Below are 13,990 nucleotides of genomic sequence, written 5' to 3' on the forward strand. Positions count from 1 at the left end.
CTTCGTGTTAGATGTGTAAATAATCTTGTGTTAAAGCTTTTTCAATTTCTTCATAAATACCGCGCTTAATTTTATAACCAGAGTAATTCTTTTCTATGCCGATTAACTTTTGTACTAATTTAAAGTCTATATTGTTTCTTTCACACAAAATCTCCAGATCGGTAATTTGTTCGCGGTCAAAGAGTGGCTGATCATCAAAATCCCAATCTAAATCGTATCCCATAACTTCTTGATAGATTTCAGGCAATTTATCTTCCCAGTCACCCTTTTCTAGCCAATACCTTCTAATAATTCTTAATTCTTCTTCTTGTATAAGCTCAAAAGATGGGTCGGATGGGTGGTTAAGATCTCTTTGAATTTCCAACAAATATTTTAAGATTTCCTGTCTAGCTTCCATTGTGAAAGGCCCTAATCCCAATTGAGCATAGTTCCCATCATTTTTTTCAATAAGAATATTATCGTCTCCTGGTGCACTTAGGTCGATATTATTTTCTGCTAAGTAATTACTTAGCTCGTTTTCCTGAACAAGATTAAATTGATCGACAGGAATAACTTTTTTGGCTCGACTTCCTTTTTTAGGTAGGACAGCATATAATTTTTCATCGATTTCTTCAGTTTGAACATTTAAGAAGTAAATTTGTCCGTCCATGCGGTATTTCATTCTTCTTGTACGGTCATCACGAATTCCTGCTAACCAATTTCGGAATTCTAGTAAAGGACGCATCCATTCTTCTCCATTTTCGATAAAACCATTTAAAGCTTTATCTTCGTTCACAACGGTGCATGTCCAGCAACCAAAACGACTATTACCGCAAGAGCCTGCGGATTCTTTTACAGTCTTATCAATTACTAACGGACATTCACCACTATTTGAATCTGAATACAATTTGTATAATTCCGTGTTGTCATCTCCCCAAGGAGAAGTATTATTTAAAAGGTATTCCCAGACATCATCTAATTTAAATTTCTTAATGGGAGCAAAAACATATGCATTCGTTAAAGTCGAATGCTTCATCAACCGTTTTCCTTCTACAGTATGAGAGTTAATTACATTTGCTCTAGTTGCACTCTCATCTTCACGAACACCTAACAACATAATAACTTCGCCGAATTTAGAAACTTTGTCCTTAACAAATTTGTTAGCAGGATCGATCTTCATTCTGTCAGTACACCAGCGCATTTGTTGATTAGGAGAAGGGTACCCTTTACCGATGATATTAGCCCAAAATGATTGTTCTGGTTCAGGTTTAACCTTGTGTGTTTCAATAGGTAAACCCAGTTTTAGTGCTTCTGATTGAATGCGATGTAACGTCGTATTAATCGATTGAATAATTAAAGGTGTTTCTACTAATGTATCAGATGAAATAATATACACTTTTTTATGGAGTTGATTAGAGTCTAATTCTTTTAGGGCTTCAAAAACAATTTGACTGACAACAGTTGAATCTTTTCCACCGCTATAACCAACTACCCATGGTCTATCGTCTTCTAAATAAACCTCTTTTATTTGTTCTTTAGCTTCTTCGATTAGAGATTTATTTTTATTTAACATAGTGTCTATGATATTACTTTGCATGGCCTTTAGCCTCCTTAAATTTTCTTTCTTGTTTCTTATTGCTCTCAGATAACTTAAGCCCTACTTTTTCTTTAATAAGATTAGCAGTGAGCTGTATGGTCAAATTGGTTTTTTGAATTCTTCCTTTTGTTGAAAAAGCACGACCTTCCCAATCTTTGGTATTCGTTCTACTCCAATCAATCTTCTTAAGTGATCTTATATAATTTTTCCATTTACTTGGATCTTGTTCATATGCTGCTTTACCAACTAAACCCACAGCTTCAAGAAAAACTCCATGTCCGACAATGAAGTTTGTTCTTAACTCTTTAGGACTCATCTCTTTATTGAATACCATCTTCCATTCTGGAATGCTCTCACAAAGAACTTCCCAAAATTCTTTTACAAATTTTTCTTCAGTTTCATCCAATAAATCTCCCTTAGATTTGCCTAACAACCGGAGAATCGTGTTAAAAATATGATTTAAGGCAACTAACTTTGGAGAATTCTTAGATAAGTTAACTCGTTCTGTATCAGTATATCTGGCTAATAGTTCATTTTCAGAAACTACATCCTTTGTGAGTAATGCAAGTTGATCACGGTGATCGTAAAGGATACCTATTGAGGTAGTTGTGTTCACTGCATGTCTGTTTAGGTCTGCGAATATCTGCTGAGAATTCTTCAATCCTTCGTCAGCAAAAAATACAACTGAAATTGTTTCTTCACCAAGTTCTGGAGAGATTTTTAACGCTTCTTCGATAGCTGCTCTTCGGTGTTGACCATCATTGATTAGAAATCTAGAATCAAGTGAAACTTGTAAGCGTCCAAGATCATCCCAGGTTTTTTCTTCGCTAAATGGCTGAAATTCCATTTCGCCATCAATTGAAGCGGTCAAAGACGAAAATACATAGTTATCTGTATTGTCTAGTATGTAATTGGTTATTTCCGGTACCCTATTCTTATTTAGAATTCTTTGTGCTCGATGTTGAGCAGGAATTTCTTCTTCATTGAAAAGAAAGATTTTAGGTATCAAACGAAGAGGACACATAACAACATAATACTCTTTTTCTGCCTGGTAGCCTCTTAAAGCTGGAAAAGTATAGCTAAATGCAGTATCCATAAGTAAAATTCCTTTCCATTTATTACGTACGTAATTCTTACACTAAGTATATTACATAAGCAAAAGAATTTAAATAATTTACTACAGAATTTATATATTTTTTAGTGTAACTTGTTAATCAACTATCATAATATTCAAAATTTGTTATAATGCACCCAAGAGGTGAGGGAGATGCTGAGAGAAGGAATCTATGAGGAAGTTATTAATCAAAAGCTAGCTCATTCATTATCTGAGTTGGAAAAAGAGAAATTTGCGATTGGCAAAGAGCCGATTGATCAAGAAGAAGCGAGTAAAAAACTAGCTGCATATATATCATATATAACGAGGAAAGCGTTAACGGATGTTAGAGATACAACGAAAAAGAAAACAGATGGATCATTAATCGAGCAAATCCGCTTATGCAATGAAATTATCCATTATTTAAGTCGGGAGTTGGGGCAAGAGGAGCTTAATGAACTTCAGATCGAAGAAGAGGCTGAAGTCTTAACTTCTTTGTATTCAAAAATGAATTCGATCAAAGGTATAAAGGATGATAAACCGATTCGTCCTGTAACGCCGATCTCTGAGAGTAGCTTATTTACTGGTGCACAGAATGAACCGAATATGATGAATGAATTAAAGAAGGAGATTATAACTGCAGACGAAGTACATATGCTTGTTTCGTTCATTAAATGGAGTGGTCTGCGGGTAATTATAGAAGAATTGAAAGAGTTCACTGATCGAGGTGGAGTGCTTAAAGTCATCACGACCTCCTATATGGAAGCGACGGACTACAAGGCAATTAATGAGTTGAGTCAGTTAGCCAATACTGAAGTGAAAGTTTCCTACGATACGAATCGGACTCGTTTACATGCGAAGGCGTATATTTTTAAGCGAGATACGAATTTCAGTACGGCTTACATCGGTTCCTCCAATCTTTCTAATCCTGCGCTGACTTCCGGTTTGGAGTGGAATGTGAAGGTGACAGAAAAGGATTCTTTCGATGTTATGCAAAAAGTGTATGCGACATTTGAATCGTATTGGAATGACCAGGAGTTCGTGACTTTTCATTTTAATCGTCAAGAAGACCACGACCATTTAAAAACAATGTTGAAAAAGTCGAAAGAAGAAAATATCCGCCGGACGGCTTTATTTGATATTAAACCGTATCATTATCAAAAAGAGGTATTAGAAAAGCTTAGTACAGAAAGAGATATCCATGGGAAATTTAAAAATTTAATCGTTGCAGCAACAGGTGTAGGTAAAACAGTAATTTCTGCCTTTGATTATAGACGATTTTTAAAGGAGAATGGTCGACCTGCTAGATTATTATTTGTTGCTCATCGTGAGGAAATCCTTAAACAAAGTTTAGAAACGTTCCGTACGATCTTAAAGGATTTTAACTTTGCTGATTTGCTTGTAGGGAGAGAAAAGCCGGAAAGCCTGGATCATCTTTTCATAAGTGTTCAGAGTTTAAATAGTACAAAATTGACGGAAAAGACGGATAAAGATTTCTATGATTTTATAATTGTAGATGAATTTCATCATGCTGCTGCAAAATCTTATCAAGAGTTACTAGATTACTACAAACCAAAAATCTTACTTGGCCTTACTGCTACCCCAGAGCGTATGGATGGAAAGAGTGTTTTAACCTATTTTGATGACCGGATTGCTGCGGAAATTCGACTAACAGAAGCAATTGATCGTAAACTGCTAAGTCCTTTTCAGTACTTTGGTGTGTCTGATACTGTTGATCTTTCCAATGTGACGTGGAGAAAAAAAGGGTACGATCTTCGGGAGCTAGAAAATGTCTATACTAGCGACAAAATTCGTGTAAGACAAATTGTTAATAGCCTATATAAGTATGTGACGGACATTGATGAGGTCAAAGGTTTAGGATTCTGTGTGGGCGTAGAACATGCCAAATACATGGCTAAAAGTTTCAATGATTTTGGGATCCCTTCTATTTCATTGCACGGAAGCTCTGAACGTAACGTTCGTGAGACGGCAAAGCAAAAATTATTAGCCGGGGAAATTCGGTTCATTTTCGTTGCCGATCTTTATAATGAAGGGGTTGATCTGCCGGATGTAAACACGGTGATGTTTTTACGTCCAACAGAGAGTTTAACCGTGTTTTTACAGCAGCTTGGACGAGGGCTTCGTTTGGCAGACGGGAAAGAATGTTTAACTGTATTGGATTTCATCGGACAGGCTCATAAAAATTATGATTTCTTTGAGAAGAAGTATAAAGCATTAATCGGGAAAGCAAAGCACTCGGTTAAGCACTACGTAGAAAACGGATTTGCGAATTTACCAAAGGGTAGCTTCATTCAATTGGAGAAGCAAGCGAAGAAATATATTTTGCGTAATATCCAATCTGCTACGTACACAAAAGCCAGTTTGATTGAGAAGCTAAAGAACTTCCGCTTTGACTCCGATCGTGAGTTAACACTGGCAAACTTTTTGGATCATTATCAGATGTCACTTTATGATTTATACGGAAGAAGTGGAAATCGTTCATTCGCTAGATTGTTGGTAGAAGCGGATTTGAAAGAGGATTTTTATTTTGAACAGGAAGAAGAAATCGTCAAGCGTCTTCCTTATTTAATCCACTTAAACTCTAGGAAACTATTAGCGTTTTTGTTGAAGTATATTGATCATCGTAAAGTTGAAAATGAAGAAGAAGCGTTAATGCGAAATGTTTTTTATTATACGTATTACCGAGCAACACCTGAGAAGTTAGGCTTTTCAACAATTGAAGAAGGATTAGATGTAATTTTATCATCTATTGAATTAAAAGAAGAAATACGGTCCATTTTGAAATATAACTACTCGAAGATTGAAACAAGAGAGTGGGATACTGATCTAAATTTTGTCACGCCATTAATGGTCCACTCACTATACACCTCTGATCAGATTATGGCAGCTTTAGGGCACTACAACGAAGAAAAACGACCTGATTTTAGAGAAGGAGTTAAGTATATTAAAGAGAAAAATGTAGATGCTCTGTTTGTGACGTTAAATAAATCAGAAAAAGATTTTTCACCTTCTACTTTGTATGAAGACTATGCCATTAATGAAAAGCTCTTTCATTGGCAATCTCAAAATAAAACATCGAGCAAGACTGATGTCGGTCAACGATATATACACCATCGAAAAAAGGGAACACAGATCGCGTTGTTCGTTCGTGAATACAAAAACCAAAACGGTTATCCGTCACCGTATGTATTTTTAGGTACAGTTGATTATGTTAAACACTCCGGCGAGAAACCGATGAGTATTACATGGAGGTTGAGACAGGAGATGCCTTCATATTTAGTCACACAAGCTAACAAACATATTCTCTAATGAATCTAGTAAGGTAAGGGGAAACTAATGTAAAATAGCATACTATGAAAATGAATCTCAAAATTTTAACCCGCTTGAACACTTTACTTCTAGAATTGAAGTCATGAAGGAACATTCCGACTATGGAACGGAGATTGCATCCAAATGGACAGAGATTTTAAATGAATCGATTGTTAATGAATTATATCCGACTGTACACCCAATCGGCAGAGAGACATTTTCTCTATATAAAGAGTTTCCAACAGGTGTATTTGAATATGCATTGGACATCGACGGGGCTACTACGTTCATAAGGGAGAAAGCCATAGAGCCGCTCAAGGTGTCTCCGGCTAAGATTAACGAAGCAGTAGACCCGGGTAATATCAATCAGGATTCAACACGTATTAAACCAAATCACAAAAATCCTGTGATGGTGCTTCAAAGTGAGTTTCTAACTGATAATAAGCCGTTTTGTATTAATGGAAATCATCGAATTTTTGAAACGAATCGAAGTAATAATCCTGAGATAGAAGTTTTTTATTTTAGAGAATTAGAGTTTATACATTTCTTTTATGACAGGCTTAGCCAAGCAACTTATTATTTAGAGATTGATTTCAGAAATGTGATGATCGATAAAAGAGAGTTATTGAACAAGAAAAATGATGCTTTTGCATATAAATTTATTTTATAAGAATCGAGGAATCCAATGGAAACAGTCCATTTCATTTCAGATGAAGAATTATACAAAAGAGCGGAAGAATCCTTTGTTAGACATCAAGCATTCCTTCAAAAGTTACTTCCGAAAGCAGACATCCAACATATCGGCAGTACAGCAATCCCACGAAGTCTAACCAAAGGGGATTTGGATATTCAAGTGAGAGTGACAGCTGCAGAGTTTCCGAGCGCTGTTACTGCGTTAGCGAAACATTACGGGGTTAATGAGGGAAGTACACAAACAGATACATTTCGAGCATTTCAAGACGATAGAGCAGACCCACAGTTAGGCATCCAATTAACGGTTATTGATTCTGAGCTTGATTTCTTTTGGAAGATTCGAGATGTATTAAAGTTAAATGACCAGTTCTTACAAGAATACGATGATTTAAAAAGAAAGATATGGAAGCCTACCGAGATGCTAAAAGTGATTTCTTTGAAAAGTTGATGTCGTCGCCGGAGTATAAGCGTTTATAACTTTAGTGCTAACAGTGAAATCGCTAAGTTTGTAAAACTTCCAACCACCCATTGACTTTCCCACACAAAATTACTACAATTTATATAATTTTAAGAAAAAAGGAGTTTCGACAATTATTGAGAAACTTCTTTTTATATTTCATCTTACAAAGGACGATACAGCATAGGGGGCATATTCAATGGGTATTCATCATCACAATCATCCGTACATGACGATTCATGATTTCAACGAGCACAGTCATATTGGGTGGGACAATTCATTAAAGCCGATAGCTGAAGTGGAATCTGGACAAGTGGTAACTTATGAGATCACCGAGGCGTCTGGCGGTCAATTCACAAAGGGATCTACAGCACAAGATGTAGCAAACATTGATTTCACAAAAGTGAATCCAGTAGCAGGGCCTGTATATGTGAAAGGTGCTCAGCCTGGCGATACGTTAGAGGTCGAATTTCTCGACTTTAAACAATTGGATTGGGGTTGGACGGCACTCATTCCTGGCTTTGGTTTACTTGCAGAGGATTTTAAAGACCCAGCGATTAAAATTTTTGATTTGAAAAAGAGAAACACAACTGAATTTTTAGATGGCATTGATTTATTTCTAAAACCTTTCCCAGGTACAGTCGGAGTTGCGCTTCCTGAAGCAGGGGATTTCAGTATTGTACCTCCACGTAAAAATGGAGGTAACATGGATATCCGCCACCTGACAAAAGGAGCAAAGCTTTACTTACCTGTATGGGTAGAGGGCGCGTTGTTTTCCATAGGTGATACGCATGCCGCTCAAGGAGACGGTGAAGTATGTGGTACGGCTATTGAAGCTTCGATGGAGGCAACCGTTCGCTTTAAGTTGCATAAAGGGAAAACGATTGCCGAGCCGCGTTATGAAATTCCTGGACCACCAACACCTGAAGCGGATAGCCGGGGCTACTTTGTGACGACTGGACATGGAGAAGATCTCTTCAAAGCTTCTCAAAATGCGATCCGCTATATGATTGAGCACTTGGTGAGTGAATACCGCATGACAGAAGAAGAAGCTTATATGCTTTGTAGTATCTCGGTAGATTTAAGAATTAGCGAGATCGTCAATTCACCGAACCGATTGGTATCTGCGTTTTTACCGAAGTCTATTTTTAGATAGGTTAATATAATGCTCGATGGACAATTGAATAGAAAAGTTAAAAATAGAACTCCAGACGACCTCGGAGTTCTATTTTAATTATAGTCTGTTCAGCCAGGATATCATTACATAACTTTAACGAGGAAATTGAATTAATTGAACATCATCAAAAAACTTCACCTTGTATCCTAAACGAATCAGTTCCTCTTCAACTTCCAAGACATACCCACCTGATTGATTAACTTCATGGACGATATTCCTCAACTCTTCTTCATTAGCATCCGTTAGGTAGTAACAACTATCGATTTGAAAAAGATCCATTAATAACCACCTACTTATTTTGTATAATCATATGCTCATATAATATCACTTCTCAACGTTCTTTTTCACATTAGCACAAAAAATCAAGTTTCCCAGAATCATTCAGTTATACTGGTATGTAAGAGTAAGAGGTGATCCAATGTCCTATCAAGATCATGAACAGGCTATTCAACGATCATTGAATTTTATTGAACAACATCTGACTGAACCATTGCAGCTCAACCGTTTGGCTGAACATGCTGGTTATTCGAGATTCCATTTTCAACGTGTTTTTCGAAAAATCATTGGGAAATCAGTTGCTGAATATGTGAGAGAGCAGCGTATGACACAAAGTGCGAGGGAGTTAATTACGACGGATCAACGAGTGATTGACATTGCGATGACTTATCAGTTTAAGTCGCAAGAATCCTTCACGAGAGCTTTTAAAAAAGTTTATGACGTAACACCTAGTGAATATAGGAAATTGCTTAAACAATTAGTTAGCAAAGGAGAGGTCATTGTGAGTAAGACGAGTAACACACCGAATGGTTGGCTTATGACTGGGGAAAATCCATTTGATTATGAAACCGGATTAGACAATAACATTGTGCATAGTGGAAATTACGCCGCTTATTTGAAATCAAAGCATGAAAAAGCAAGAGGTTTCGCAACACTCATGCAACAAATCAAGGCAGTTCACTATCGGGGAGAACGAGTTCGTTTTTCTGCATTTGTAAAAAGCGTAGATATTAAAGAAGCTGCTGGCTTGTGGATGCGGATCGACCATTCTTCTGGAGAGGTCCTTGCTTTTGATAATATGATGGATCGTCCGATCAAGGGAACAAATGAATGGAATCATTTTAGCGTCGTATTGGATATTCCAGTAAAAAGTGAAGTAATCTCATTTGGCGTATTGCTCAACGGACCAGGCCAAATTTGGATAGATGAACTTGGCTTTGAAATGGTAGGCGATGATGTTCCCGTTACAGACCAACGCGCCACAGAAGGTTTATCCAGTGAACCTGTAAATTTAAATTTTGAAGATAATACTGCAACAGAGAAAACCAATTGATGGGGAGAGGAGTTAATGATTCGTGAGAAAAATATTATCGGTTTTATTAGTACTTATTAATTCAGTAACTTATCTTATTGGACTTGGATTTTTGTTTGGAGAAGACCGAGAAATAAAACAAAGGTAGTCGCGCATTGAACTTCGTACGAGGTTGCTGAGAAGGATGGTGAAATCATTACGTAAAAACAAAAATGATGAAACTAAAACCAATATGATTAGTACGCTGATCGGTTGGAGTGCAGATGCACTTTTGTATTCCTAGGCTAGTGATCAATTTAATTAAAGCTATATTTTAATTCTGTTGCATTATAAAAGAGGTTGTGAAAGAAACGAGAGCTCATTGTCGTTTCTTTTTTTGTGTAAAAGGTAACTGAAAGTGAGCTTTCTTCTGTGGAATAAGTTACTTTTGATGAAACATTCATTTAATTGCATAACACACCACCTATATTGATGCGAAATCAACCGAGAATATAGGAAAAGGGTCCAGTTATAGAGGAAAAGCGCATAATATATTATTGATGAGCAAATCACAATAGGTTTAGCACCCTGTTTTTTTATTAATATTAAATTGATGATTGTTCCACAAGTCCCCATGAATCACTACAGTATTTTTCTGCAAATGGATATCAGATTTTTCAGAATGTACCAACATAATTATGTTAAAATGATTATAAGAATATAACTACTTATGTTTAACAAGCGGGCCAGTTCGTGAACTAAAGTTTAAGCCATATATAATTCAGAGGAGTGCTAAATATGTCTAATGGTGTTATTGCGATAGTAGGAATAGTCTCTGCTGTAATATGGATAGCGGTTTCCCAAGAGTCTGTAAAACCTCCAAAAGAGCTAAATTGGCGAAAGATGTTAACCTTATTGTTTGCAGGTTCTTTATCAACATCAATTATAATCATTTCGCTTTTTCAAAGTCTTCCGCTTTAGTTCCATTAGTAGGCACTTATTTGGCAAAAAATTTGGCTGTTCTAAAGTCATAGTATTGAATTTGTTGTATGCAAAGTAAAACAAGGATGGAATTAAATTGGGAAACATTTTTCTTTCTTTAGCAGCCTTATTAATGGCCGGTATTGGCGTATGGAGGCTATATAAAGAAAGCAAAGAAAAAGGAACTTTCTTAAAAAATTAGGTTACACGTTATTAAGTTCATATGATTTGGTAGCAAGTATTTTATTCTTAGTATTACTGGTACCATTATAGGGCGCGTTAATTTAATAATGTCTTATGCAAGATATATTCTTGATAGAGATCGTAAAGGAGCGAAAAAATGTGTCTAATGATATTAAAGTCGAATTCGAAATAAAAGCTTTTGGAGAAGAAAAAATAGATGATTATAATGATTCATTTAAGGGATATGAAGTTGCGAGAAATAAGGTGTTGTCAAAAGAAATAACATTGGGGGAGCTTGAAAATTACATATCAACCATCTTTGAAGAGGTAAAGGGTGATTATGGACAACAACCTGAACAACTAACTGCAAAAATCACCATTAGAGCGAAAGAAAAAGAAGGCGAAATTACTTATCTCGGTTGAGCCTGATCTATTCTTCAATCGGGCGCGATTGTTGCACTAAGTTGTGACAAAAACGGAGCCAGGTTATGGAGCAAGTCTGAAACATATTCATAAGTTGTGTCAGGGGGAATAAACCATGCAATTAGGGTTAGGGTATGATGAAGTCAGATTAGCTAGCTATACACCCGAATGGAAAGAAGAATTTATAAAAGTAAAAAATGAATTAATGAAACATACAAACCTTGAGGATAATCGTATTGAACATATTGGGAGTACAGCGATTAAAGGTATGTCTGCGAAGCCAATCATAGACATAATAGTGGGTGTAGACGATTTACAAATAGTAGATAAACCTTTAATGAAGAAATTTTATGAAGCAGGTTTCTTAAAATTAAAAGTTGAAAGACCTGGAGAGATTGTGCTAGCGAAGTTTACCGACGATACCTACAAAGAAAAAACACATTTTATCCACTTAGTAGACTATCAAAAAGAACTTTGGAAGAATCTGGTGTTCTTTAGAGATTATTTGAATTCGAATGAAGCAGCAAGAGAACGATACTTAGAAATAAAACGAGAGTACCTAAAAGACTCTTCGACAGGGGTAAATGAATATACTGATTTTAAAGAGGAATTTGTTAAAGAAATTTTTAAGAAAAGAACTGATTAAGTAATCCGTTTCGCAATTTGGCGCTGTTGTTAATTTCATTTATTTAAATATTGCTAAAGGAGGTGAGTAAGTATGTTTCTAGACTTGTTAAACACGTTGTTTATTGATGCGACTACCTTTTATCTCTATTTAGGGATTTTGTTGATTGTTTTTGGTGCAATCTATGTGAACCACCTTTACAACAAACAACTTCACAACAGTAGTTATTTATTTACAGATAGTCACCAAAACACCAAGGTCAATATGAACCCATTTGAGAAACCGATTATAACCAATGAATCATTTGTCGTATGGCTGATCATGACGTTTAAAAGAATAGATGAAAAAGACGACAAAGCAGATGACAATTCCTCTTATTTTAAACAGATTTTTAAAATAAGAGGAGGACAAGAATGGAACAAAACAGCTTACTCACTTTCTTCAGAAAGTATTCTTTTTTAATTTTACTACTGGCATTTTTGCTTATACTCAGCGGGTGTAGCAATAACTTTACACCTGTGGATAGTTCATCTACAGGGTTCTTTTCACATTACTTTGTATATCCGCTGTCACTTTTGATTAAAAAAACTGCTCTTTTTTTACAAGGAAATTATGCAGTGGCTATTATTGTTATTACAATCGGGATTCGTTTTGCGCTATTGCCATTCTTCATTAAGCAATCGAAGAATAGTAAGGAATCCCAAGGGAAAATGGCATTGATCAAACCGGAAATGACTGCGATACAAGAGAAGTACAAAGGAAAGAACAGCCCAGAAGATCGGCTGAGTATGCAAAAGGAACTGAGTGCTCTTTATCAAAAACATGATTTTAATCCGGTGAAAATGGTAACAGGTTGTCTGCCTATGATTCTTCAAATGCCGATTCTAATTGGTTTTTATTATGCGATTAGGCGCACACCTGAAATTGCCGAGCAATCTTTCTTATGGTTTAGTCTCGGGGGAACCGATATTTTATTCGTTTTATTGGCTGTGATTATTTACTATCTGCAAGCAAGAGTCAGTTTGATTGGCTTGGAGCAACCCCAACGAAAACAAATGGCGATGATGGCTGTAATCTCTCCGATTATGATCGGAATCATTTCGTTAAACGTACCAGCAGCCTTACCGTTATATTGGGCAGTGAGTGGTTTATTTGTAATCATTCAGACGCTGATTATTAAGAAAACCATCCACGTAACATAAAGTAGCATATTGTTTAGGGGTGCAAATCGTAATGGATTTAGCACCCTAATTTTTCAGGTATGAAGGATTATACACATAGCACTGCAATTAAAAGGTCTTTTAAGGGAGAGGTTCAAGATATTTTTGTCTGAACGTTGTGAAAAATGAGGGATAGAAGTGTTAGCGATATTTGTGATAGTAATTTTGATAGTATATTTGTTTGACTTTGCTAAAATCAGAAAACAGAATCAAACAGTGATTGAACAGAATGATAAGATTATTTCTCTCTTAGAAGAGATTAAGAGTAAGCAATAATTACACTCCATATGGCCTGATTACATAATTAACGAGTAAGTTTTAACAGTGATTATTTGGTTAATCTATATTATAATTATCACAGAGGCGATACGAGTGGATAAGGACATTTTTGATTTGCTTACAGAAATGAACAAAGAAATGAAAAGTATGAAATCAGAAATGCATAGCCGGTTTGACTCTATAGAAGCAAAGCTGGAAGGTGTTGGAAACCAGTTTGAATTAACGAACGAATCGAGAATTAATGAAATGGATTTTATTGTTGACAAAGTAAATAAAATGGAGAAAGAACTTTATATTTTAAAAACAAAAAATAATAACTAGAGAGTGCATAAATACGCACTCTTTTTTGAACCATTGATCGTTGTTAAGCAATCGGCGATTGGTGAGCAAAAAGATAATACATAAAGCAAAAAAAGGCTGAGTTAACCCAGCCTTTTTTGTTTGCTTACTATTTTAATTAATACTTTAATAAACCGTCACTTTGTTTTATGATTGATCGACCTCATATTTCCGATAGTTCAAAGCGACAATGGCGAGAATTAAAGCAAATACAGCAATAATCCCTCCAATTATTGAATTAAATTCAACTTTATCGATTTAGGCGAGAAGACTCCATCCTCAGGCGAAGCCAGGGTGGAGATGAATCGCCTTCGGACAAAAGATGA

General features: G+C 35.9%; 14 protein-coding genes. 11 read left to right on the forward strand and 3 right to left on the reverse strand.

Translation table 11 applies throughout. The features are described 5' to 3' along the window. Window positions 1-7: 7 nt before the first annotated feature. Window positions 8-1,576 carry a DNA phosphorothioation system sulfurtransferase DndC gene (dndC, locus tag KC820_RS05620; protein ID WP_212369047.1) on the reverse strand — a complete coding sequence of 523 codons (1,569 nt, stop codon included), beginning with the start codon at window positions 1,574-1,576 and terminating at the stop codon, window positions 8-10. Continuing rightward, complete coding sequence (gene dndB, locus KC820_RS05625) at window positions 1,566-2,672, reverse strand: DNA sulfur modification protein DndB (protein WP_212369050.1); 1,107 nt, start codon at window positions 2,670-2,672, stop codon at window positions 1,566-1,568. Before dndB ends, dndC begins: the two co-directional genes overlap by 11 nt. Before the next feature lie 171 nt (window positions 2,673-2,843). Here dndB and KC820_RS05630 point away from each other — a divergent pair, with 171 nt between their 5' ends. The 4 genes from KC820_RS05630 to KC820_RS05645 all read left to right on the forward strand — a co-directional run bounded on the left by KC820_RS05630 (window position 2,844) and on the right by KC820_RS05645 (window position 8,305). Next, entirely contained in the window at window positions 2,844-5,999 is a 3,156-nt protein-coding gene (locus KC820_RS05630) for a DEAD/DEAH box helicase (protein WP_212369053.1), read from the forward strand. A gap of 103 nt (window positions 6,000-6,102) precedes the next feature. After that, window positions 6,103-6,669: a hypothetical protein gene (locus KC820_RS05635; RefSeq protein ID WP_212369057.1), complete on the forward strand. Its 567-nt coding sequence runs from the start codon at window positions 6,103-6,105 to the stop codon at window positions 6,667-6,669. 15 nt (window positions 6,670-6,684) lie between these two features. Next, the gene (locus tag KC820_RS05640) at window positions 6,685-7,140 is read left to right on the forward strand and encodes a GrpB family protein (RefSeq protein WP_236782541.1); all 456 of its coding nucleotides are present in this window, start codon (window positions 6,685-6,687) and stop codon (window positions 7,138-7,140) included. 208 nt (window positions 7,141-7,348) lie between these two features. Then, the gene (locus KC820_RS05645) at window positions 7,349-8,305 is read left to right on the forward strand and encodes an acetamidase/formamidase family protein (protein ID WP_212369060.1); all 957 of its coding nucleotides are present in this window, start codon (window positions 7,349-7,351) and stop codon (window positions 8,303-8,305) included. A 114-nt stretch (window positions 8,306-8,419) separates the two neighbouring features. Here KC820_RS05645 and KC820_RS05650 read toward each other — a convergent pair whose 3' ends face one another. Next, window positions 8,420-8,605: a hypothetical protein gene (locus KC820_RS05650; RefSeq protein ID WP_212369063.1), complete on the reverse strand. Its 186-nt coding sequence runs from the start codon at window positions 8,603-8,605 to the stop codon at window positions 8,420-8,422. A gap of 139 nt (window positions 8,606-8,744) precedes the next feature. Between KC820_RS05650 and KC820_RS05655 the strand changes: the two genes are divergently transcribed. The 7 genes from KC820_RS05655 to KC820_RS05685 all read left to right on the forward strand — a co-directional run bounded on the left by KC820_RS05655 (window position 8,745) and on the right by KC820_RS05685 (window position 13,646). After that, complete coding sequence (locus KC820_RS05655) at window positions 8,745-9,656, forward strand: helix-turn-helix transcriptional regulator (protein WP_212369066.1); 912 nt, start codon at window positions 8,745-8,747, stop codon at window positions 9,654-9,656. Between the two features lie 756 nt (window positions 9,657-10,412). Next, window positions 10,413-10,595, forward strand: coding sequence for a hypothetical protein (locus KC820_RS05660; RefSeq protein WP_212369068.1), 183 nt, complete (start codon window positions 10,413-10,415; stop codon window positions 10,593-10,595). 342 nt (window positions 10,596-10,937) lie between these two features. Beyond that, a complete protein-coding gene (locus KC820_RS05665; protein WP_236782542.1) occupies window positions 10,938-11,201 on the forward strand; it encodes a hypothetical protein in 264 nt (87 codons plus the stop codon). A gap of 115 nt (window positions 11,202-11,316) precedes the next feature. Next, on the forward strand, window positions 11,317-11,847 hold the full coding sequence (locus tag KC820_RS05670) for a GrpB family protein (protein ID WP_212369070.1): 531 nt from the start codon (window positions 11,317-11,319) through the stop codon (window positions 11,845-11,847). Window positions 11,848-11,919: 72 nt separating this feature from the next. Continuing rightward, window positions 11,920-12,288, forward strand: coding sequence for a hypothetical protein (locus KC820_RS05675; protein WP_212369072.1), 369 nt, complete (start codon window positions 11,920-11,922; stop codon window positions 12,286-12,288). Beyond that, entirely contained in the window at window positions 12,240-13,028 is a 789-nt protein-coding gene (gene yidC, locus KC820_RS05680) for a membrane protein insertase YidC (RefSeq protein WP_212369074.1), read from the forward strand. The genes KC820_RS05675 and yidC overlap by 49 nt, the downstream gene beginning before the upstream one ends. 390 nt (window positions 13,029-13,418) lie before the next feature. Then, window positions 13,419-13,646, forward strand: coding sequence for a hypothetical protein (locus tag KC820_RS05685; protein WP_212369076.1), 228 nt, complete (start codon window positions 13,419-13,421; stop codon window positions 13,644-13,646). Window positions 13,647-13,990: the final 344 nt, after the last annotated feature.

Origin of the sequence: Allobacillus saliphilus, from assembly GCF_018138385.1 — a bacterium.
In the GTDB taxonomy this organism is placed as follows: Bacteria; Bacillota; Bacilli; order Bacillales; family Alkalibacillaceae; genus Allobacillus; species Allobacillus saliphilus.